This window comes from Necropsobacter massiliensis (assembly GCF_000827595.2).
Taxonomy (GTDB): domain Bacteria; phylum Pseudomonadota; class Gammaproteobacteria; order Enterobacterales; family Pasteurellaceae; genus Necropsobacter; species Necropsobacter massiliensis.
The window spans coordinates 191,044-211,944 of the sequence record NZ_LN776186.1 but is presented as its reverse complement, the minus strand read 5'-3'; the positions used below and the strand labels follow the sequence as shown (position 1 = coordinate 211,944).

19 protein-coding genes are annotated in these 20,901 nt (G+C 48.8%); 10 read left to right on the top strand and 9 right to left on the bottom strand.

The genetic code is table 11. From position 1 onward, the window contains the following. Positions 1-4: 4 nt before the first annotated feature. A complete protein-coding gene (locus tag BN3349_RS08085) occupies positions 5-451 on the bottom strand; it encodes a rhodanese-like domain-containing protein (RefSeq protein ID WP_032107971.1) in 447 nt (148 codons plus the stop codon). Between the two features lie 258 nt (positions 452-709). Between BN3349_RS08085 and BN3349_RS08080 the strand changes: the two genes are divergently transcribed. The 5 genes from BN3349_RS08080 to BN3349_RS08060 all read left to right on the top strand — a co-directional run bounded on the left by BN3349_RS08080 (position 710) and on the right by BN3349_RS08060 (position 6,523). After that, positions 710-2,023 carry an anaerobic C4-dicarboxylate transporter gene (locus tag BN3349_RS08080; RefSeq protein WP_040976817.1) on the top strand — a complete coding sequence of 438 codons (1,314 nt, stop codon included), beginning with the start codon at positions 710-712 and terminating at the stop codon, positions 2,021-2,023. 201 nt (positions 2,024-2,224) lie between these two features. Continuing rightward, positions 2,225-2,893: an NAD(P)H-dependent oxidoreductase gene (locus tag BN3349_RS08075; protein ID WP_040976816.1), complete on the top strand. Its 669-nt coding sequence runs from the start codon at positions 2,225-2,227 to the stop codon at positions 2,891-2,893. Positions 2,894-2,978: 85 nt separating this feature from the next. Then, positions 2,979-4,520, top strand: a complete 1,542-nt coding sequence (locus BN3349_RS08070) for a subtype B tannase (protein WP_040976815.1) — start codon at positions 2,979-2,981, stop codon at positions 4,518-4,520. Between the two features lie 171 nt (positions 4,521-4,691). Continuing rightward, the gene (locus tag BN3349_RS08065) at positions 4,692-5,975 is read left to right on the top strand and encodes an NAD(P)/FAD-dependent oxidoreductase (protein ID WP_040976814.1); all 1,284 of its coding nucleotides are present in this window, start codon (positions 4,692-4,694) and stop codon (positions 5,973-5,975) included. A gap of 86 nt (positions 5,976-6,061) precedes the next feature. Beyond that, on the top strand, positions 6,062-6,523 hold the full coding sequence (locus tag BN3349_RS08060; protein ID WP_032107966.1) for a DMT family transporter: 462 nt from the start codon (positions 6,062-6,064) through the stop codon (positions 6,521-6,523). Positions 6,524-6,571: 48 nt separating this feature from the next. Here the strand turns inward: BN3349_RS08060 and pssA are convergent, their stop codons facing one another. Then, on the bottom strand, positions 6,572-7,939 hold the full coding sequence (gene pssA, locus BN3349_RS08055) for a CDP-diacylglycerol--serine O-phosphatidyltransferase (protein ID WP_040976813.1): 1,368 nt from the start codon (positions 7,937-7,939) through the stop codon (positions 6,572-6,574). A 176-nt stretch (positions 7,940-8,115) separates the two neighbouring features. On the opposite strand from pssA, the gene BN3349_RS08050 reads away from it, so the two are divergent. After that, positions 8,116-9,195, top strand: coding sequence for a TrmH family RNA methyltransferase (locus BN3349_RS08050; RefSeq protein WP_040976812.1), 1,080 nt, complete (start codon positions 8,116-8,118; stop codon positions 9,193-9,195). Here BN3349_RS08050 and BN3349_RS08045 read toward each other — a convergent pair. After that, the gene (locus BN3349_RS08045) at positions 9,186-9,446 is read right to left on the bottom strand and encodes a YfhL family 4Fe-4S dicluster ferredoxin (protein ID WP_040976811.1); all 261 of its coding nucleotides are present in this window, start codon (positions 9,444-9,446) and stop codon (positions 9,186-9,188) included. The genes BN3349_RS08050 and BN3349_RS08045 overlap by 10 nt on opposite strands. Before the next feature lie 83 nt (positions 9,447-9,529). On the opposite strand from BN3349_RS08045, the gene BN3349_RS08040 reads away from it, so the two are divergent. After that, a complete protein-coding gene (locus tag BN3349_RS08040; RefSeq protein WP_040976810.1) occupies positions 9,530-10,228 on the top strand; it encodes a ribonuclease T2 family protein in 699 nt (232 codons plus the stop codon). Positions 10,229-10,323: 95 nt separating this feature from the next. Here BN3349_RS08040 and BN3349_RS08035 read toward each other — a convergent pair whose 3' ends face one another. The 4 genes from BN3349_RS08035 to BN3349_RS08020 are packed head-to-tail and all read right to left on the bottom strand — an operon-like array spanning position 10,324 to position 14,135. Next, positions 10,324-11,397 (bottom strand): sulfate/molybdate ABC transporter ATP-binding protein, encoded by a 1,074-nt coding sequence (locus BN3349_RS08035; protein WP_040976809.1) that lies wholly within the window; start codon positions 11,395-11,397, stop codon positions 10,324-10,326. A 10-nt stretch (positions 11,398-11,407) separates the two neighbouring features. Beyond that, positions 11,408-12,232 carry a sulfate ABC transporter permease subunit CysW gene (gene cysW, locus BN3349_RS08030; RefSeq protein ID WP_040976808.1) on the bottom strand — a complete coding sequence of 275 codons (825 nt, stop codon included), beginning with the start codon at positions 12,230-12,232 and terminating at the stop codon, positions 11,408-11,410. A 9-nt stretch (positions 12,233-12,241) separates the two neighbouring features. Further along, entirely contained in the window at positions 12,242-13,054 is an 813-nt protein-coding gene (gene cysT, locus BN3349_RS08025) for a sulfate ABC transporter permease subunit CysT (RefSeq protein ID WP_040976807.1), read from the bottom strand. Positions 13,055-13,100: 46 nt separating this feature from the next. Further along, positions 13,101-14,135, bottom strand: a complete 1,035-nt coding sequence (locus BN3349_RS08020) for a sulfate ABC transporter substrate-binding protein (protein WP_082024896.1) — start codon at positions 14,133-14,135, stop codon at positions 13,101-13,103. 436 nt (positions 14,136-14,571) lie between these two features. Here BN3349_RS08020 and BN3349_RS08015 point away from each other — a divergent pair, with 436 nt between their 5' ends. From BN3349_RS08015 to BN3349_RS08005, 3 genes are all read left to right on the top strand, one after another. Beyond that, positions 14,572-15,747 carry a phosphoglycerate kinase gene (locus tag BN3349_RS08015; RefSeq protein WP_040976806.1) on the top strand — a complete coding sequence of 392 codons (1,176 nt, stop codon included), beginning with the start codon at positions 14,572-14,574 and terminating at the stop codon, positions 15,745-15,747. 81 nt (positions 15,748-15,828) lie between these two features. Further along, positions 15,829-16,908, top strand: a complete 1,080-nt coding sequence (fbaA, locus tag BN3349_RS08010; protein ID WP_032107957.1) for a class II fructose-bisphosphate aldolase — start codon at positions 15,829-15,831, stop codon at positions 16,906-16,908. Positions 16,909-16,983: 75 nt separating this feature from the next. Then, positions 16,984-18,234 carry an O-antigen ligase family protein gene (locus tag BN3349_RS08005; RefSeq protein WP_040976805.1) on the top strand — a complete coding sequence of 417 codons (1,251 nt, stop codon included), beginning with the start codon at positions 16,984-16,986 and terminating at the stop codon, positions 18,232-18,234. A gap of 61 nt (positions 18,235-18,295) precedes the next feature. Here the strand turns inward: BN3349_RS08005 and BN3349_RS08000 are convergent, their stop codons facing one another. Both BN3349_RS08000 and relA read right to left on the bottom strand, forming a co-directional pair. Further along, positions 18,296-18,652 carry a diacylglycerol kinase gene (locus BN3349_RS08000; RefSeq protein WP_040976804.1) on the bottom strand — a complete coding sequence of 119 codons (357 nt, stop codon included), beginning with the start codon at positions 18,650-18,652 and terminating at the stop codon, positions 18,296-18,298. A gap of 15 nt (positions 18,653-18,667) precedes the next feature. Next, on the bottom strand, positions 18,668-20,899 hold the full coding sequence (relA, locus tag BN3349_RS07995; RefSeq protein WP_040976803.1) for a GTP diphosphokinase: 2,232 nt from the start codon (positions 20,897-20,899) through the stop codon (positions 18,668-18,670). Positions 20,900-20,901: the final 2 nt, after the last annotated feature.

The following is a 20,901-nucleotide window of genomic DNA, read 5'->3' as shown; positions in this document are numbered from 1 at the left end:
TTGATTATTTGTTTTTCTTTACTAAAGGGAGATTCTCGGAACGCCAGCCGCCGATACCGTCTTTCAGCGTATAAACCCGGCTGAAACCTTGTTTAGACAGCAATTCAGCCGATGCGCCGGCGGACATGCCGGTTGCGCAGGTCAGAATAACCGCATGTTCTTTATGCTGTTCGATCTTGCCCACATTCTGATTTTTGATTTCGCTGGGCAGCAGGTTAATACTGTTAATAATATGACCGCGTTCAAATTCGTCAATGGTGCGCAGGTCAATGACCACCGCATCGTCATTATTAATCAGGCTGACGGCTTGCGCATTGCCGATGACTTTCACTTTTGTGGTAACGGACTTGGTCAGGGTATAAACCACCATAATAAAAACGGCAAGCCATGCGATGACCATTAAAGAATGATTTTTAGCGAAATCCGTCGCCATAGGGAGAAATTCTTGCATGTTGTTCTCAATGTTAAATTCAATGTTTAAGTTTAAAAATAAGGGCTTAAGTATAACCGCAGTTTCTTCATCTTTCAAAGAAACTATTGCAATTTAATTGATCTATATTATAGAGATAAGACAAGTTTGTTGCTATAGTAGCGTCCGATCGCGCGAGGAAGAATAAATTGATTACTAAGCCGCTTTCTTACGTGAGGTAAATTCCCGTTTCATTTATCGGGAACGCTTCTTTATACATGTTTAAAATAGGGGTCAACCATGTTTTTTCTTCAATTCGCCATCGTGCTAATTTGTATCCTGATCGGTGCCCGCATCGGCGGTATCGGTTTGGGGGTAATGGGCGGTGTCGGTCTTGCCATTCTGTCTTTCGGCTTCGGGCTACAGCCTGCCGGTTTGCCAATTGACGTTATGTTAATGATTATGGCGGTGGTTTCCGCCGCGGCGGCCATGCAGGCGGCAGGCGGGCTGGACTACATGATTAAAATCGCCACCAATATTCTGCGTAAAAATCCAAAATACATCACATTCATGGCGCCGGCGGTGACTTGGACATTCACTGTACTGGCCGGCACCGGGCATGTTGCCTATTCAGTATTACCGGTGATCGCCGAGGTTAGCCGTCATAACGGTATCCGTCCGGAACGTCCGCTTTCCATGGCGGTTATTGCATCCCAGTTCGCTATCGTCGCCAGCCCGATTGCGGCAGCAGTCGTTGCGGTGGTGGCATATCTTGAACCGCAAGGCATTCACTTGGGCGATGTATTGAAAGTCACCATGCCAGCGACAGTGTTGGGTATCGGCGTGGCGTGTATTTTCGTCAACAAAATGGGTAAAGAATTAAAAGACGATCCGGATTATCAGCGTTTATTGCAAGATCCGGAATATATCAAGAAAAATCAAGCCAAAACCAACGTCGCTGAAATTGAAATCAGCAAAACGGCAAAAACTTCCGTATCTTTATTCCTGATCGGTGCGCTGTTAGTGGTAATCATGGGGGCTTTCCCGTCATTACGTCCGAGCTTTGACGGCAAACCGATGGGCATGGCACACACAATCGAAATCGTGATGTTAACCGTTGGTGCGCTGATTATTCTTATTTGTAAACCGAACGGTAATGCCATCACGCAAGGTTCCGTTTTCCATGCCGGTATGCGCGCGGTGATTGCGATTTTCGGTATCGCTTGGTTGGGCGACACCTTAATGCAGGCACACATGGTGGAAGTAAAAGAAAGCGTAAAAGCCTTGGTCGAAACCGCACCTTGGACATTCGCTTTCGCGTTATTCCTGCTGTCCGTGCTGGTTAACAGCCAGGGCGCAACCGTGGCGACCTTGTTCCCGGTAGGGATTGCGCTGGGCATTCCGGCACCGATTTTGATCGGGGTATTCGTAGCGGTAAACGGTTATTTCTTTATTCCGAACTACGGTCCGATCATCGCCTCTATCGACTTCGATACTACCGGCACGACCCGTATCGGTAAATATATCTTCAACCACAGCTTTATGCTCCCGGGTTTACTGAGCATGGCATTCAGCCTGGCTTTCGGCCTGTTATTCGCCAACTTGTTCCTGTAAGCCGACGCTAAAAACAAGCGAAAATCCTACCGCACTTTTAAAAGTTAAAAGTGCGGTACGTTTTTTTTATTTTTCCCGCTTTTTCCGCCCGTTTTCACTTTTATTCTTTTCCGCCAAACCGCTGCATGCCCAAACTATATTGGCATTGCAGACAAAACCTCGCATAATAGATTATAGATTTATCCTCAAGGAGAAAACGCCATGACCATTGACAAACAACAAATCCTCAACGCTTACCATTATCGCCACGCCTGCAAAGCCTATGATCCAAACAAAAAGATCAGCGAGCAAGACTTTCGTTTTATTTTAGAAACCGGGCGCCTGTCACCCAGTTCTTTCGGTTTTGAGCCGTGGAAATTTCTGGTGATTGACAACCCACACATCCGCCAGCTTATCCGCGATAATGCTTGGGGAGCGAAAGATAAAGTCATGGATTGCAGTCATTTTCTGGTTATCTTGGTGCGCCAACCGTCCACGCTGCTTGCCGACGGCGACTATGTGCAACACATTATGCGCGATATTCACCACATTCCGCCGCAAGCATTGCAGCAGCGGCAGGAGTCTTACCGCCATTTCAGCGAACAGGATTTTAAACTGACGCAAGATCCCGTCGCCTTTTATCACTGGGCTTGTCGCCAAAGTTATATCGCACTGGCAAATATGCTGACCTCCGCCGCTATGATCGGTATCGACAGCACACCGATTGAAGGCTTCCCGTTGGAAGAAATGAACGCCCTGCTGGCACAGCAAGGATTGTACGAGCCGCAGCAATATAAGCTGAGCGTGATGGCAGCGTTCGGTTATCGGCGCAATCCGCCGCGGGAAAAAACGCGTCAGGCTTTTGATGAGGTCGTGACATGGATAAAATAATCTCAATATATTTTACAATATAGCGGAACTTAGCACGCCCTGTACCGGTCAAACCACAGGTATATTCACTTTATTTGGAGTCTGTATGCAATTCACCTCTCTGACCGCCCTGCTGATGGGCGCCACCGTCGCAGCAACGGGTTATGCCTTGCCGACAGAAAAAAACGATGCGCTGGCGACAATGCCGTATTTCAACCAAACGCAAGACGGTTATCAACTGACATTTAACGGCGAAAATTACCGTGCCATTGAAACCAGTGTCGACGGTAAGCTGGTGAAATTCCGCGCCTTTGAAAAAATCGTGTATGTTCAGCATCCGCTGGAACCGGATTATCAAACCCTGAACCTGTATATTCCGGAAGCCTATTTCAATCACGGCAGTATCAACGGTTTCAACGCGCAAAACGCCCCAATCTTCCTGCCCAATGCCGTCGGTGGCTATATGCCTGCCAAAGCCGCCACTTATGACAGCAAAGGTTTCGGCGCAAATAGCGGCAAACCTAACGCAATTATGACCGCACTTGCCAAAGGCTACGTGGTGGCAAGCGTTGGCGCACGCGGACGCACGCTGCAACAAAACGGCACATATACCGGCAAAGCGCCGGCAGCGATTATTGATCTGAAATCCGCCGTTCGCTATTTACATTTCAATGACGCAATCATGCCGGGCGATGCCAATAAAATCATCGCCAACGGCACCAGCGCCGGCGGTGCACTATCCGCACTGTTAGGCGCCAGCGGCGACAGCGCCGATTATGCGACATATTTCAACGAGCTGGGCGCCGCCGATGCCAGTGATCGCATTTTTGCCGTTTCCGCCTATTGCCCGATTACCAATCTGGAACACGCCGACAGCGCTTACGAATGGGAATTCAATGGGCTAAATCAATACAGCCGTATGGATATGAGTAAATTAAATGCTGCCGGCTATAACGATCGTAGCAAACCGATGCCAATGCTTGAGGGCGAATTAAGTGCGGCACAAATTGCCGTGTCCGATCAATTAAAAGCGGCGTTTCCCGCCTATTTAAACAGCCTGAATCTGCAAGACCCAAACGGCAACCCGCTGACGCTAGATGCGCAAGGTAACGGTTCCTTCAAAGACTATGTGAAAGGCGTGCTTATCCGTGCTGCCGATAAAGCGTACAAAGCGGGAACGGATTTATCTGCCCTGTCTTGGCTTACGCTCGGCAAAGACGGGGTAAGCGATATCGACTGGCACGGCTACATTCATTCGCAAAAACGGATGAAATCGCCGCCGGCATTTGACGCCCTAGACCTCAGCAGCGGCGAAAACAATCTGTTCGGTACACAAACCGTGGACAATCAGCACTTTACCGCCTATGCACAGCAACATTCCCGCGTACAAGGCGGCATGGCGGAGGCAAAAATCATCAAATTAATGAATGTGATGAATTATCTGGATAATCCAAACGCCGCCGAACACTGGCGTATTCGCGTCGGCAGTGCGGATCGCGACACCTCCCATGCGATCAGCGCAATCCTTGCGGTTAAACTGAACATGGCAGGCAAGCAAGTGGATTATGCGACGCCTTGGGCGGTGGGACATTCCGGCGACTATGATCTGGAAGAACTGTTCCGCTGGACGGACGCCATCAGCAAATAATCCGACAAAGTGCGGTATAAAAATCGCTTATTTTTCACCGCACTTTTGCCGCTTTCTTGAGTGACCTTTCAATCACCCCCGAACACCAGATAAAAGATGCTGGACATTCCCGCATAAACGACTACAATTCTGGCGGTTTTGATCTTAATCAATTTTATAGGAAAGTAGTTTATGAAAACAATCGTTATAGTCGGCGGCGGTGCCGGCGGATTAGAACTTGCCACCGCGCTGGGCGACAAATTAGGTCGCCAGCAAAAAGCGCATGTGATTTTAATTGACAAAAACAGCACTCACCTGTGGAAACCCTTGCTGCATGAGGTAGCGACCGGCTCGTTGGATGACGATATTGACGCGCTCAGTTATCGTGCGCATGCCAAAAATCATCATTTCGAATTCCAACAAGGCGCGCTGACCGCTGTCGATCGCACGCATAAAAATGTCACCTTGGCACCGATTTACAACGCTCAAAACGAATTGCTGGTCGCCGAACGCACTATCGCTTACGATACCTTAGTGCTGGCTATCGGCAGTAAATCCAATGACTTCGGCACCCCGGGCGTGGCGCAGCACTGTATCTTCTTAGACAGCTCAGAGCAGGCGAAACTCTTCCATCACCGCATGATGGAACTGTTTCTCAAATTCGCCAATAACAATGACAAAGAAGTGCATATCGCCATTGTCGGCGGCGGTGCGACCGGCATTGAGCTGTCCGCCGAGTTGTATAATACGGCGAAACATTTGCATCATTACGGCTTCGGCAAACTGAATAACACTAGCCTGAAAGTCACTTTACTGGAAGCCGGACCGCGCCTTCTGCCCGCTTTATCGGAACGCATTTCCGCCGCGGCTGAAAAAGAATTGCGCGCCCTCGGAGTGGACGTACGCACCGACACCGCAGTGGTGCAAGCCGAGCAAAACTGTTTAATCACCCGCGACGGCGACAACATAAATGCCGATTTAATGGTCTGGGCGGCCGGCGTTAAAGCTTCGGACATCACCCGCGATTTTGGATTTTCCACCAACCGCATCAACCAGATCGAAGTTAAAGATACCCTGCAAAGCACGGTGGATGAGGATGTCTATGTGATCGGGGACTGTGCCGCGCTAATGCAGTCAAACGGCAAACCGGTACCGCCGCGCGCGCAGGCAGCACACCAAATGGCGGCGGCATGTGGCAAGAATATTCTGGCGCAACTGGCAGGCAAACCGCTGAAACCGTTTGTGTTCAGCGATCACGGTTCGTTAGTTTCATTTTCACGATTCGGTACGGTTGGCAATCTCATGGGCAATCTAACCAAAGGTTCCATGTTTATTGAAGGCAAAATCGCGCGCATGATGTATCTTTCTTTATATCGCATGCACCAAGCGGCACTGCACGGCTGTTTCCGCACCGGGCTGATTGTGTTGGTCGGTCGAATCAATCGGTTATTGCGTCCGTCAATGAAACTGCACTAATGAATTGCACTAAAGCCATATTCGCGACGCCAAAAGTGCGGTAGAATTTTGCACAGTTTTGCTCATTTCCGTTTAAGGATGTCCGTATGCTGTTATCATTCGTTTTAATCGCACTCTGTGCCGGCGTCGCGTTAGCCACGCAAGCGGCAATCAATTCGCAGCTGGCAGGCTCGCTCATTGGTCAGCCGGCGGTCGCAGCGCTAATCTCCTTTGCCACCGGTACGCTGGTATTATTGCTGATTTGCGGCTGGAAAACCGATCTGCTCGGCGCCCTTCAACAAGTGCCGAAACAACCGTTATGGAAACTTATTGGCGGTCCTTTAGGCGCGCTGGTGGTCTTCACCACGATTTTTCTCGCGCCCAAAATGGGGGTAACCAATATGCTGTTTTTTATTATTGTCGGTCAGCTGATTGCCGCGGCGATCATCGATCACTTCGGTTTGATCGGCATGCCCGAACGCCCGGTACAGCCGTGGCAGATTATCGGCTTTATCGTCATTGCCTGCGGCTTAACCCTGTTTTTCTTCGGCAAAAAAATTTTCGGCTAAACAAAAACCACGCCGCAGCGTGGTTGTCCAAATGTTTCAATAAGAAGGCTATAAAATCATTTTCACCAGTTTATCCGCTTTCAGGCGTGCAAATTTGCGTAGCAGTTTTTGCACCGGCTGCGGATAGGTATCCAAATCGTCCAATTCGGTATAATGTTTCAGCACTGTGGTGTGGCGGCGAATATCATTCAGCTCCTTTTCCGCTCGGGCACGCAATTCCCGTTTCGGATCATGAATAAAGAGCCCGTTTTCTGCATCCAGCCGCCAAGCACGCGGGTTCAGATTATTTCCAGTCAGCAAAATGGCATTGTCGTCCACCCATAGCCCTTTCAGATGATAGGTATTATCGCCGTCTTTCCACGTGCGGATCACCAATTGCCCCTGCGTAATGAAAGATTCAAACTTCTTGCTGAAACGACGTAGATTGCTTTCATACAAATAAGGCAGCGCGCCTGCCATTTTGAACGGTTGGTCGGGCGGAATATAAAAATCGTTCGCCACCTTATCGCCAACAATAATTTCAACCCGTTTGCCCTTTTCCAGTAAACGGTGAATGTTGTAACGCAACGAACGCGGCAGATTAAAATACGGCGTACAAATTACCAATTGTTCTTGCACCAGCTGAAACAGCGCCTCAATCGTGCGGTTTAAAACATTATTGCCTGCCCCCAAGCCGAACAGCGGACACACCGTCAGGCTGTCATGTAACCTGACGGAAGTTGGCAGTTGATACTGTCCCTCGCCGGACAAACTTTTGCGAAAGACACGAATAGCCTGGCGAATCGCTTTGATCTGCGGGCGAGCGCTCACATCCAACGGCGACACTGCACTCGGGTCGAACAAATCGCGCTTGATAAAGCCGACCAACGTATCCGCCAATGCTTTATCGTGAATTTGATGATAGCGGTCGTAGCGATATTTTTCATGCTGAGCAAGATATACGTTATTGATGCTTGCACCACTGTACAGCACGGTATCGTCAAAGATAAAACCTTTAATATGCAGCACGCCGAACACTTCACGAGTATTAATCGGCACGCCGAAAAACATATTCGGTTCCTCGGGCAGCTGATATTTGGCGCGCATCTCGCAATACCAGTCGGCATTCGTCGCCGTTTTTTCCGCACCGAGCAGATTGCGTTGCGCACGGTGCCAATCGACAAAAATTTTCACATCCAGTTCGGGCTTATCCTGTCTGGCGCGGTAAATTTCATCTAAAATCTGCTGTCCAGCTTCATCGTTCTGCCAGTACAGTGCGGTAATATAAATACGTGATGTTGCCTGACGGATCAGCTGAATAATTTGCGCTTTAAATGCGGCGGGGCTTTCGATAAATTCGACCTGTTCCGCCCGTAGCGGCAGACAGGGCAGGCACTCAAGATGTTGGATTGCTCGTTTAGTTTTATTTATCAACATATATCGTTCTCTATAATTGACGCGACGAGAAATTAGTTGGCTAGTTTACAATATTTACCGCTAAAGCGGGTAGAAAAAAGGTTTTTTTTCGTTATAATGCTCACAATTTCCCGTAAAGTGCGCATATTTTTTACTCACTTTATCACTGTTTTTCAATCTATTAGCGGCAAATCATTATGAACGCAAAAAAACCGACCTTTCAGCCAGCAGAGCATTCGAATCGTTTTAACCAACGCACATTAGCCCAAAAAGAGCGGGCAAAAAAACCGGGGCAAACCCGACCGCACTTTGAACGCGCCCGCACATCGGACAAACCCGCCTTTAAACGCGATAAAAATACCGCACGCGCCACTGCCAGCACGCCATGGGATACGGCACGCACGCCGAGCCAGTTCACCGAAATGCAAATGGAAAACGCACGCGGCACCGGCAATGTCAAAGTCACCCTAAAAAGCGCTGGCACGCTCGGTTATGAGAAAAAAACCGGACCGTTATCCCCACGTGCGCCAGAAAAAATTAAGAAAAACCGGGCCGAAGAAACCAAAGTATATGGTGAAAATGCCTGTCTTGCGCTTTTTGCCGAACGTCCGGAAAGCATTGTGCGGGTGTGGACGACGGTTGAGCTTGCCCACCGTGTCGGCGAACTGTTCAGCTATCTTGCCAGCAATAAAAAAGCCTATCATGTAGTGGACGGTCGCGAACTTGAACGAGTCAGCGGCACGGAACATCACGGCGGGATCTGCATGTTGGTGAAGAAAAAACGTCCGTTCACCCTGACCGGCTATTTGAGTCTTGCTCGCCAACGCGATTGTATCGTTCTGCTGGACGGCATCGGCAATGCCCATAATCTCGGCGCCATTATCCGCAGCTGTGCTTTTTATGGCGTAAAATCGGTGGTTACGGCAGATCCCGACGCACTTAATGCGGCATCCGCCGTGCGCGTGGCGGAAGGCGGTATGGAATACATCCATCCGTTGCAAACCGACAGCACGGAAAGCGCGCTAAGCCTGTTGCGTCAGGCAGGTTATCAGGTGATCTGTCCGACCTGCGCGAAGCGGGGCAAATCCGCCGCCGCATTGCCTTTAGCTGACAAAGTGGTTTTTCTGCTGAGTGACGGCGGCGCGGAACAGCTATTGCAGGAAAAAGACGATATCCTTAATTTATCACGCACTAATCCGCTGAAAAGCGGACTGAACGTTGCAGTGGTAGCGGGAATTGTATTGGCGAAATGGGCGGAGCAATCGCATTACAGCTGATCGGCATGATGGATCAGCACAAAGCGCTCCCACAGTTGGGCTTCTGTTTCCGTATGTGCGGGGTCGGTTCTAATGCAGTTGGTTATCGGGCAAACTTTTTGGCAAGTCGGCGTGTCGTAATGCCCGACACATTCCGTGCACAGATTCGGGTCGATCACATAGATCTCGTCGCCGACGGAAATGGCGTCATTCGGGCATTCCGGCAGGCACATATCGCAATTCGTGCATTTGTCGGTAATCAGCAGCGCCATCATTTCCTCCAAGAAAGTTAGAAAATGCGGCATTATAAAGAATACGGATTAAAAATTAAATACTCATTTAAGGCGAAGCACAGATGAATCAAAAACGCATGATGCAATTATCCATTTTTGTGGTGTTCTTTTTTATGTTTCTGTTGGCGGGCTGGTACTATTTTTCGCAGCAGAAACAAGCCGTTTCCACCGTCGTGGAGCGCGATTACGACTATATTATGCAACATGATCCTATCGGGCAGAACGCCAAAGCACCGACGCATTATTATACCTTTGTGCTGTCTTGGTCGCCGGCGTTTTGCGATATTCAGCGCAAGCGATACGGCGAAAACCTGCCCAACTCGCTGAAATACCAATGCGGTAAAACTCAGCAGTTCGGTTGGGTGATTCACGGTTTATGGCCGCAAAATAAATTTGCCCGCCGAGTATCCGATCAGCCCCGTTTCTGTCAAGGCGATTTGCCGATGGTGAAACAGGAGGTCATTGAGCAATTCTTAGCGGAAAGCCCAAGCGCCAATTTATTGCAAGGTGAATGGGAAAAACACGGCGCCTGTGCCTTTGATAAGGCACAAGATTATTTTGCCAAACAACAGGAACTGTTCCACACCTTAAAATTCCCCGCCTATGAGCTGTCATCCCGCAACGAGTTGTTCGCGTGGATGAAAAAGAATAATCCGCAGCTGAAGAATATTTATATCGGCGCCAGCCGCAACGAACTGTTCATCTGCTACGATTTGAGCTGGCAGGTCATCGACTGTCCGCGCAGCCGCACCGGGTATTAACCGCGTCGGCGGTCAGACCGCCCACACCGCAATAATGCCAAAACAGCGAAAAAAAACACCGCACTTTTTATTTAAGTGCGATGTTTTGTCGCGATTTAAATCATAAATTCAATTAATTCGTCACGCGTGAAGATATTAACTAACTTCGGCGTTAAATACACGCTGTCACCCGGCGCAAAGCCCTCTTGTTCCAGTTGGGCGTGATTAATCGACACTTCGATCGGTTTTTCATGGCGGGCAGTCTGTACTTCAACAAAAATCGTCGCTCCGGCGGTATGCAAACGGCTGATATTGCCCTGCATGGCGTTGTCATTTTTCGCTTTACTCATGCCGATTTCATGAGGGCGCACGTAGGCAATCACCGATTGCGGCTGATGATGCCGGTTGAGCGGCTGCACAAAATCGCCGATGCGCAGCCGGTTTTGCTCAATTACGCCGTGCAACACATTCACTTCACCCAGAAAATGCGCCACAAATGCGGTCTGCGGTTGTTTGTACACTTCCTCCGGAGTCCCCACCTGTTCTACTTTGCCTTTGTTCATCAGGATAATTTTATCCGCCACTTCTAAGGCCTCATCCTGATCATGGGTAACAAATAAGCTGGTGACATTAATTTCATGATGAAAATCGCGCAGCCAGCGACGCAGTTCTTTGCGCACCGTCGCATCCAGCGCACTAAACGGTTCGTCAAGCAACAGGACTTTCGGCTGCGTAGCTAACGCGCGTGCCAGTGCCACGCGCTGACGCTGCCCGCCGGAAAGCTGATCGGGATAATAACCGGCAAAGCGATTAAGCTGAACCAAATCCAGCAATTCGCGTACCTTACGCTGAATTTCGTCGTCACTCAGGCGTTCCGACCTCGGTTTGACTTTCAAGCCGAACGCCACATTCTGCGCCACGTTCATGTGCCGGAACAGAGCATAACTTTGAAACACAAAGCCGATGTCCCGCTGTTTTGCGCTCAGCCCGCTGACATCCCGTTCGCCGAATAAAATGGTACCGCTGTCGGCCTCCTCCAACCCGGCAATAATGCGCAGTAAAGTCGTTTTGCCGCAGCCGGACGGTCCCAGCAGCGCAGCCAGTTCACCGTCCCGTACAGTAAAATTAATCTTGTCAAGTGCGGTCAGATTTTCAAATGTTTTTTGAATATCCCGAATAATAATGCTCATGTTGTTCCTCTTATGCCGCTTCTCTGCCGAGTTTACTTTCCGTCCATTGGCGCGCCAGCAGCAATACCAGCGAAAGCAGCAACAATAAAACGGCGACGCTGAATGCGGCGACAATGTTATATTCGTTATAAAGAATTTCAATATGCAGCGGCAAAGTGTTGGTATAGCCGCGAATATGCCCCGACAATACCGAAACCGCGCCGAATTCGCCCAGTGCGCGCGCGGTACAAAGCACTACGCCGTGCAGCAGCGCCCATTTGATGTTCGGCAAGGTGATATAGCGGAAAATCTGCCAGCCGTTCGCGCCCAGCACGGCGGCTGCTTCTTCTTCCTGCGTGCCTTGCGCCTGCATGATGGGAATCAGCTCGCGCGCCACAAAAGGGACGGACACAAAAATAGTCGCCAGCACAATGCCTGGAACGGCATACACGATCTGAATATCCCATGTGTCAAGATAAGGATATAACCAGCTTTGGGTGCCGAACAGCAATACGTAAATCAATCCCGCCACAATCGGCGAAACGGAAAACGGTAAATCAATCAAGGTGATCAGAAACTGACGACCTCTAAATTCATATTTACTCACCGCCCAAGCGGCAAACACGCCGAAGACCACATTCAGCGGCATGGCGATCGCTGCGGCAAGTAACGTAAGTTTTAACGCGGCAATGGTATCCGGCTCAAGAATGGTTGCCCAGAACACCGGAAAGCCTTCGCTGAATCCCTGTGCGATCACAACCAGCAGCGGTAATACCAATAAAATAAGAAAAATCGCCACCGACAAGGCAATCAGCACATAAGCCGCCGGGCTGTATTTCTGTGAATGCAATGACATAATTGTTCCTTAAGAGCCAAAACGCGCAAGGCGGTGCTGGATAATATTGATAATAAATAACAGTGTGAAAGAAATCAGTAGCATAATAACGCCAATCATAGCGGCCGCCACATAGTTATACTGATCCAGCTTTGCCACAATCAGCAAGGGCAGAATTTCCGTTTTAAAGGGAATGTTACCGGCGATAAATACCACTGAACCGTATTCGCCGATGGCGCGCGCAAAGGCAAGGGTGAAACCGATAAGCCATGCCGGCAGAATTGCGGGCAGAATGATGCGGATAAAAATCTGAATTCGGTTAGCGCCCAGAATGGTTGCCGCCTCCTCCACATCTTTCGGCAAATCCTGCAATACCGGTTGTAGCGTACGCACCACGAAAGGCAAGGTAACGAACAACAACGCCAGTGTAATGCCGATGGGCGTATAGGCGATCTTAAAAGAAAACAGCTGACCGATAATCCCGTTTTGTGCATAAATGGCGGTTAACGCAATGCCAGCAACCGCCGTCGGCAAAGCAAACGGCATATCAATAAAGGTGTCCATGAATTTGCGTCCGACAAAACGGTAACGCACCAAGGTCCACGCTAGCACGCCGCCTAGCAAAGTATTGAGTAATGCTGCACTGAATGCCGTACGCAAGGACAACCACAGGGATAGCAGCAGCTGTTTGCCGGTGATCAGCCGTACGAATTCCTGCCAGCTAATCTGCATGGAAAATACAAACAGAGAAAACAAAGGGATTAATACGATCAGGCTTAAAAAGCTGATCGTATAACCCAACGATAATTTAAATCCGGGAATAATGCGGGGTGCCGCTGTCATAAATCACTCCTTGAACAGCCTCCGCCCAAGTGGAAGCCTCTCCTAATCATTCGTTAATCTGAGCAAAAATCTGATCAAATACCCCGCCGTCATCAAAATAAGTCTTTTGCACCTGCGCCCAACCGCCAAAAGCCTGATTAATGTTCACTAACGTCAATGGCGGGAAGCGGTCACTGTATTGCGCTAAAATCGCAGGATTGCGCGGGCGATAAAAATGTTTGGCGATAACATGCTGCGCCTCATCGCTGTATAAATATTGCAGATAAGCCTGCGCCTGTTGGCGCGTGCCTTTTTTATCCACCACGGCATCGACCACCGCCACCGGCGGTTCCGCCAGAATAGAAAGAGACGGAGTGACAATTTCAAACGCATCGCCACCTTGTTCCGCCAATGCCAAATAGGCTTCGTTTTCCCAAGCCAGCAGCACATCGCCCAGCCCGCGCTGAACAAAACTGGTGGTCGCACCGCGCGCGCCGGTATCTAATACCGGCACATGACGATAAATCTCGCTGACAAAGGCTAACGCCTTATCGTCACTGCCGTATTTCTGCTTGGCAAAAGCCCATGCTGCCAAGAAATTCCAACGCGCACCGCCGGAGGTTTTCGGATTCGGCGTAATCACTTCAATTCCTTCACGCACTAAATCGTCCCAGTCATGGATCTGTTTCGGGTTGCCCTTGCGCACTAAAAAGACAATGGTGGAGGTATAAGGCGTACTGTTGTCAGCAAACTTATCCTGCCAATCCGGCGCAATCAGTGGCTGTCGGCTGTTAATGGCATCAATATCGCCCGCCAGCGCCAGCGTGACCACATCCGCTTGCAAGCCGTCGATCACCGAGCGCGCTTGTTTGCCGGAGCCGCCGTGCGAAGTGCGAACGGTGATGTTGTCTCCGCCGGTTTGTCGCCAATGTTGCTCAAACAGTTGGTTGTACTCTTTGTACAGCTCACGGGTGGGATCATAAGAGACATTCAAGATGGTTGTCGCCTGCGCGCCGGACAGCGCCGTAAGTGCGGTGATAATCAGCGCAGTTTTCCGCCCCAGCGACGCCGGTAGCCTAAAATATGAAAGAACGCGTTGCATATTCTCTCCTTCGGTTGTCGGTTGATGTTGTGTCGATTGTTGTTATAAATATATGCTTCAAATTATGCCTGTTATCAGGTTCACTGCATTTAACCATCAAAAATTTAACCGCAGAAATAAAAAAATCGCATTTAATATTCCATATAAATATATCAACGGCGATAAATATCATTTACATCACCGTTTTCCATGCAGTGCGACGCAAAAGTGCGGTCGATTTTTTAAACTTTTTCTTCATTTGATAACGCACATATAAACTTTCGCTCCGAATATTGAAAAAAATATGTCATTTATCTAATCAATTAGAAAGAATTCATTTAAGAACGGGAATAATGGTGAGAATTTGATCTAGACCCGTTACATCAGGGGGAATAAGTGAGTATAATGCACGGCAGTATGTATATTTTTTAATTTTAACCAACCAAGAGGGTAAATTATGTCAGTAATTAAAATGGCCGACCTAGATTTAACAGGTAAACGCGTCTTTATTCGCGCCGATCTGAACGTACCGGTAAAAGACGGTAAAGTCACGTCCGACGCGCGTATCCGCGCCACCATTCCAACCTTAAAACTTGCGCTGCAAAAAGGCGCGAAAGTCATGGTAACCTCCCATTTAGGCCGTCCGACCGAGGGCGAATTCAAACCTGAAGATTCGCTGCAACCGGTGGTCGATTACTTAAATAATTCCGATTTAGGCGTGCCGGTTCGTTTGGTGCGCGATTATCTAAACGGCGTTGAAGTGAACGCCGGCGAAATCGTAGTGCTGGAAAATGTGCGAATTAACAAAGGCGAAAAGAAAAACGATGCCGAATTGGGCAAAAAATACGCCGCACTTTGTGATGTATTCGTCATGGATGCGTTCGGTACCGCACACCGCGCGCAGGCATCCACTTACGGTGTGGCTGAATATGCGCCGGTTGCCTGTGCCGGTCCATTGTTGGCAGCGGAATTAGATGCTTTAGGTAAAGCGTTGAAACAACCACAACGTCCGATGTTGGCGATTGTGGGCGGTTCGAAAGTCTCTACAAAACTGACCGTGCTAGATTCCCTTGCCAAGATTGCCGATCAGTTGATCGTCGGCGGCGGTATCGCCAACACCTTTATTGCGGCAGCAGGCAACAATGTGGGTAAATCTCTGTACGAAGCGGATTTAATTCCGGAAGCGCAGCGCCTGTCTAAAGCGACCGATATTCCAGTACCGGTGGATGTCCGTGTCGGCACCGAATTTTCCGAAACTGCGGCGGCAACTGAAAAAGCCGTTGACCAGGTTGCAGCGGACGAGTCTATTTTCGATATTGGTGATAAATCCGCAGCACAGCTGGCAGACATTATCCGTAATGCGAAAACAATTTTGTGGAACGGTCCAGTCGGCGTGTTTGAATTCCCGAACTTCCGCAAAGGTACCGAAGTGGTTGCCAACGCTATTGCCGAAGCCACTGCAAACGGTGCATTCTCCATTGCCGGCGGCGGTGATACCTTGGCCGCCATTGATTTATTCGGTATCGCGGATAAAATCTCCTATATTTCTACCGGCGGCGGCGCGTTCTTAGAATTCGTAGAAGGCAAAGTTTTACCGGCGGTAGAAATTCTGGAAAAACGCGCCAACGGCTAATCCACCTTATGTGATGCGCGCTGTTCGCAGTGACCGCGCGCATCGTTCCGACCAATTTCAAACAATCATAGGAAGCAAAAAATGGCAAAATTATTAGATATCGTAAAACCGGGCGTCGTAACAGGTGATGACGTACAAAAAATCTTCGCTTATGCGAAAGAAAACAACTTTGCAATCCCGGCCGTCAACTGTGTCGGCAGCGACAGCGTCAATACCGTTCTGGAAACTGCAGCACGGGTTAAAGCGCCGGTTATTATTCAGTTCTCCAACGGCGGCGCGCAATTCTATGCAGGTAAAGGCATTAAACCAGCGAGCGGTATTCGTCCTGATGTGCTGGGTGCCATTGCCGGAGCCAAACAGGTGCATACATTAGCCGCAGAATACGGCGTGCCGGTTATCCTGCATACTGACCACTGCGCCAAAAAATTACTGCCGTGGATCGACGGCTTACTGGATGCTGGAGAAAAACATTTTGCCGAAACCGGCAAACCGTTATTCTCTTCCCACATGCTCGACCTTTCTGAAGAACCGATGGAAGAAAACATGGCAACCTGCCGTCAATATCTGGAACGCATGTCAAAATTAGGTATGACCCTTGAAATCGAAATCGGTATCACCGGCGGCGAAGAAGACGGCGTGGATAACAGCGGTGTGGATGAATCCCGCCTTTACACTCAGCCGGAAGATGTGCTTTACGTGTATGATCAGCTGCATCCGGTCAGCCCGCGTTTCACCGTTGCCGCTGCATTCGGTAACGTACATGGTGTGTATAAACCGGGTAATGTAAAATTAAAACCGTCTATTTTAGGCGCATCGCAAGAATTCGTAGCAAAAGAACGTAATCTGCCAGCAAAACCGATTAACTTTGTCTTCCACGGCGGTTCTGGTTCTTCCACTGAAGAAATTCGTGAAGCCATTAGCTACGGTGCGATCAAAATGAATATCGACACCGATACCCAATGGGCGGCATGGGAAGGTATTCTGAACTTCTACAAAGCTAACGAGGCTTACCTGCAAGGTCAGCTGGGTAATCCTGAAGGCCCTGACGCACCGAACAAAAAATACTATGATCCGCGTGTTTGGCTGCGTAAATCGGAAGAATCCATGTCTAAACGTCTGGAAAAATCCTTCCAAGATTTAAACTGTATTGATGTATTATAATTTTCAGAAATAGTCTAAAATAAAGCCGCACTTTAAAAGTGCGGTTTTTTTTACGCGTAAATTTTGTGGGGTAATATGTCTCTTCTAAAAGGCAATAGGCTTACTTGGCTGGTTAATTTCGCCGTCGGTTTTTTCTTTCTTTCCGTATTAAGCGTCAAAGGCGGACATAATTTTTCACCGTTTCTGTTAATGGTGATCGCGTTTGCGTATTTTATTTATTTTCTCAGCCGAAAACCGCGCTGGTCGGTTCCCGCTGACGAAAAACAACTGATTGTCGCTTATGTGTTTTATTTTTCCATTTTCCTGTTGTCGTTACTGATCAACGGCGGCAAAGCCAGAGAACTGGACAACCCCAGCCGAGTTATTTTTTTGTTACCGTTACTCCTGCTGCTGTTCCATTACCCAATTCGTTTCAAAGTGCTGGCTTACAGCATTCCCGTCGGCGCGCTGATCACAGGATTGGTCGCCTTGTATGATCGCTTTTATCTCGGTGCGTCGATGGCTTATTCACCGCGTACCATGCACATTCAAGGTGGCGATATTGCCATGTCGCTGGGCATGTTTTCGCTGGTCATCGCCTTGTATTTCGCCGCCCACAAACAATATAAGCTCGCCGTACTCTGCACTGTGGCGACGCTGTTCGGCATACTCGGCAGTTTTCTTTCTACCGCGCGCGGCGGCTGGATCGGACTGCCGTTTATTATCGCCGTCATTGTGCTGCTCTATCGTAAAAATCTGAGCAAACCGTTTTTAACCGGCATCTGCTGCGTGATTCTTATCGGCGTCATCACGGCTCTTTCACTACCGAATACGCAGGTGATGAACCGCATTAAAAAAGCCAACAACGAGATCGTCGCCTATTTTGACAAAAATAACGGCGCAACTTCTGTCGGCGCGCGTTTCGATATGTGGAAAGGCGCGCTGTTAATGGCGCAAGAAAAGCCACTTTTAGGTTGGGGAACCGCCGGAGTGGCGGAGCAGTCAAAAAAATACGCCGCACAGAAAATAATCAATAAACAGGCTGCTATTTTTAATCACGCGCATAACCAATATTTAGATGAGCTGGCCAAACGCGGTGTACTCGGTTTATTGGGGCTACTGGGTATTATGCTGGTGCCGATGCGCTATTTTATCCGCAGCCTGTCAAACACCTCAATCGAAGCACGCACCGTAGCGGCGCTCGGCATCGTGCATATTCTGTCGGTGATGTTTTACTGTGTCAGTCAGGGATTTTTTACCCATAATTCGGGTAATATTTTCTATTTCTTTCTGGTTATCGTATTTTTCGCCGCACTTAAACATTTAACCCGAGCACAAAACCCTTAAGCCAATAAGCAAAACAGGGCATATTCGTGTATGCCCTGTTTCGTTTTTTACTGTTTTACGGTCAGCAAAACAGCATTAGTCCCCATACAATCACCATTAGCGTCAGCGCCACAAACACCGCCGCCGAACCCAAATCCTTCGCGCGTCCGGACAGTTCGTGATATTCCGTTCCGATTCGATCGACAACCGCTTCCAGCGCACTATTTAATAATTCCACCACCAGCACCATCAACACGGAACCGACCATCAGCGCAATCTCAATGTGATCCCGCCCAAGCCAGAACGCCAGCGGAATCAGCACTATTGCCAAAAGCAATTCATGGCGAAAAGCGGTCTCATATTTGACCGCACTTTTTAATCCTTTTAATGAATAGCCGGTTGATTTTATCAGGTGGGTTAACCCTGTGGTTTTCTGCATACAATTCCTTATTATTTAAAGACGTTTGGCTTCAATCACATCGTCCAGTTTAGCTAAACGCGCCAGAATTTTACTCAAAATCTGCACATTGTTCAGCTCAATTTCCATATCGATGGTCGCCACTTGCCGCTTGGTGTCCGTACGACTGGATACACCGAGTACACTGATTTTCTCATTTGCCAGCACGGTGGTAATATCCCGCAGCAAGCCGTTGCGATCGCTGGAAATAATCCGAATACTGATGCGAAAACCGCTAGCGTAATTGTCGCCCCATACCGACTCCACCACTCGTTCCGGATGAGAGTTTTGCAGCTCCATAAACTGTTCGCAATCGCTGCGGTGAATGGAAATACCGCGTCCCATGGTAATATAACCGACAATATCATCACCCGGAATCGGCTGGCAGCAACGTGCAATATGGTGCATCAGATTGCCTACGCCTTCAACGATGACATAACCTTTTTTATCATCGTTTTTCTGCTGCGTATTGCTCGCGCCTTTATTTGCTACATGGCGCAAAATTTCTGCGTCGACTTCCTGTGCCGTGGTTTTAATCAGCTTATTCTGTAAAAAATTCACCAACTGATTCAAACGAATATCGCCGCCGCCGATGCCAGCATACAAATCATCCAGATTTTTCAGGTTATAACGCGGTAACGCATGCTGTTCGACCTGCTTCAAACTCAAACCCAGCCGAGTAATTTCGTTTTCTAATAATTCTTTACCAGCAGGAATATTCTTATCGCGATCCAGTTTTTTAAACCAAGCATGAATTTTTGCCCGCGCTTTCGCCGTGTGGGTAAAGCCCAGATTCGGGTTCAGCCAGTCGCGGCTCGGATTCGGCGTTTTTTGCGTGATAATATCGATTTGATCGCCCATTTGTAGCTGATAGGTGAACGGCACAATCCGTCCGCCGACTTTGGCACCGATACAACGATGTCCGATTTCGCTGTGAATGGCGTAAGCAAAATCCAGCGGCGTCGAACCGCTTGGCAAATCCACCACTTCGCCTTTTGGGGTAAACACATACACCCGATCATCAAACACCTGACTGCGCAGCTCCGCCATCACCTCGCCAGAATCGGTAATATCATCCTGCCATGCCAACAGTTTGCGCAGCCATGCGATTTTATCTTCATAAGCGGAACGACCGGTCAACCCTTCTTTATATTTCCAGTGTGCTGCCACGCCAAGTTCCGCATCATCGTGCATTTGCTGGGTGCGAATCTGCACTTCGATAGGCTTGCCGCCCTTGCCTAGCACCACCGTATGAATCGATTGATAACCGTTCGGCTTCGGATTGGCGACATAATCGTCAAATTCTTTCGGCAAATGTTTGAAATGGGTATGCACAATACCCAGTGCGGAATAACAATCCTGTAGTTTCTGCACAATGATTCGCACCGCGCGCACATCATACAAATCACTGAATTCCAAATGCTTTTTCTGCATTTTGCGCCAAATGCTGTAAATATGCTTCGGACGCCCGTACACTTCGACCTGATCGATATTCTCTTTCAGATAACCGGTTAATTCCGCCACAAAATCGGCGATATACTGTTCCCGATCCAAACGGCGCTCTTTTAGCAGTTTCGCAATAATATGGTATTGATCCGGATGCAAATAGCGGAAACAATAATCTTCCAGCTCCCATTTCAGTTGCCCGATCCCAAGCCGATTGGCGAGCGGAGCATAAATATTGGAACATTCTTTTGCCGCCAATACTTTTTCTTCTTCCGAACCGCACTTTTCCGCATCGCGCAGGTACACGATTCGTTCCGCTAATTTAATGATCACACAACGGAAATCATCCACCATGGCAAGCAACATACGGCGCACATTATCCACCTGCAAACTGTCGGCGGAATGGCTGGCATTGAGCTGGCGGATATTATCCATTTCAATCACGCCTTTCACCAGTTTGCTGATTTTCGCCCCGAAATTTTCCTTAATCTGCGCCAGATCGACGATATTATAATGCACGATGGGATAAAGCATCGCCGTAATCAGGCTGTCGGCATCCATATTCAAACTATGCAGAATTTCCACCATTTCTACGCCACCGTGCAGCGAGCAATACTCGCCCGGCGCATCGCCGTTCGGTTTTTGTGCAATATTATCCTGCGAATAATGCCACGCTTTAACCAGCGTTTGTTCTACGTTTTGCGGCAGCGCCAACCCGGCACACCATTTCTCAATCACAAAATCCTTTGGATTTAATAAATGCGATCCGCGTACAGCAACCATAA

Excerpts from the sequence above, each read along its gene's own strand:
- BN3349_RS08085 (WP_032107971.1), bottom strand. The coding sequence starts at position 451 with ATGCAAGAATTTCTCCCTATGGCGACGGATTTCGCTAAAAATCATTCT.
- BN3349_RS08080 (WP_040976817.1), top strand. The coding sequence starts at position 710 with ATGTTTTTTCTTCAATTCGCCATCGTGCTAATTTGTATCCTGATCGGT.
- BN3349_RS08075 (WP_040976816.1), top strand. The coding sequence starts at position 2,225 with ATGACCATTGACAAACAACAAATCCTCAACGCTTACCATTATCGCCAC.
- BN3349_RS08070 (WP_040976815.1), top strand. The coding sequence starts at position 2,979 with ATGCAATTCACCTCTCTGACCGCCCTGCTGATGGGCGCCACCGTCGCA.
- BN3349_RS08065 (WP_040976814.1), top strand. The coding sequence starts at position 4,692 with ATGAAAACAATCGTTATAGTCGGCGGCGGTGCCGGCGGATTAGAACTT.
- BN3349_RS08060 (WP_032107966.1), top strand. The coding sequence starts at position 6,062 with ATGCTGTTATCATTCGTTTTAATCGCACTCTGTGCCGGCGTCGCGTTA.
- pssA (WP_040976813.1), bottom strand. The coding sequence starts at position 7,939 with ATGTTGATAAATAAAACTAAACGAGCAATCCAACATCTTGAGTGCCTG.
- BN3349_RS08050 (WP_040976812.1), top strand. The coding sequence starts at position 8,116 with ATGAACGCAAAAAAACCGACCTTTCAGCCAGCAGAGCATTCGAATCGT.
- BN3349_RS08045 (WP_040976811.1), bottom strand. The coding sequence starts at position 9,446 with ATGGCGCTGCTGATTACCGACAAATGCACGAATTGCGATATGTGCCTG.
- BN3349_RS08040 (WP_040976810.1), top strand. The coding sequence starts at position 9,530 with ATGAATCAAAAACGCATGATGCAATTATCCATTTTTGTGGTGTTCTTT.
- BN3349_RS08035 (WP_040976809.1), bottom strand. The coding sequence starts at position 11,397 with ATGAGCATTATTATTCGGGATATTCAAAAAACATTTGAAAATCTGACC.
- cysW (WP_040976808.1), bottom strand. The coding sequence starts at position 12,232 with ATGTCATTGCATTCACAGAAATACAGCCCGGCGGCTTATGTGCTGATT.
- cysT (WP_040976807.1), bottom strand. The coding sequence starts at position 13,054 with ATGACAGCGGCACCCCGCATTATTCCCGGATTTAAATTATCGTTGGGT.
- BN3349_RS08020 (WP_082024896.1), bottom strand. The coding sequence starts at position 14,135 with ATGCAACGCGTTCTTTCATATTTTAGGCTACCGGCGTCGCTGGGGCGG.
- BN3349_RS08015 (WP_040976806.1), top strand. The coding sequence starts at position 14,572 with ATGTCAGTAATTAAAATGGCCGACCTAGATTTAACAGGTAAACGCGTC.
- fbaA (WP_032107957.1), top strand. The coding sequence starts at position 15,829 with ATGGCAAAATTATTAGATATCGTAAAACCGGGCGTCGTAACAGGTGAT.
- BN3349_RS08005 (WP_040976805.1), top strand. The coding sequence starts at position 16,984 with ATGTCTCTTCTAAAAGGCAATAGGCTTACTTGGCTGGTTAATTTCGCC.
- BN3349_RS08000 (WP_040976804.1), bottom strand. The coding sequence starts at position 18,652 with ATGCAGAAAACCACAGGGTTAACCCACCTGATAAAATCAACCGGCTAT.
- relA (WP_040976803.1), bottom strand. The coding sequence starts at position 20,899 with ATGGTTGCTGTACGCGGATCGCATTTATTAAATCCAAAGGATTTTGTG.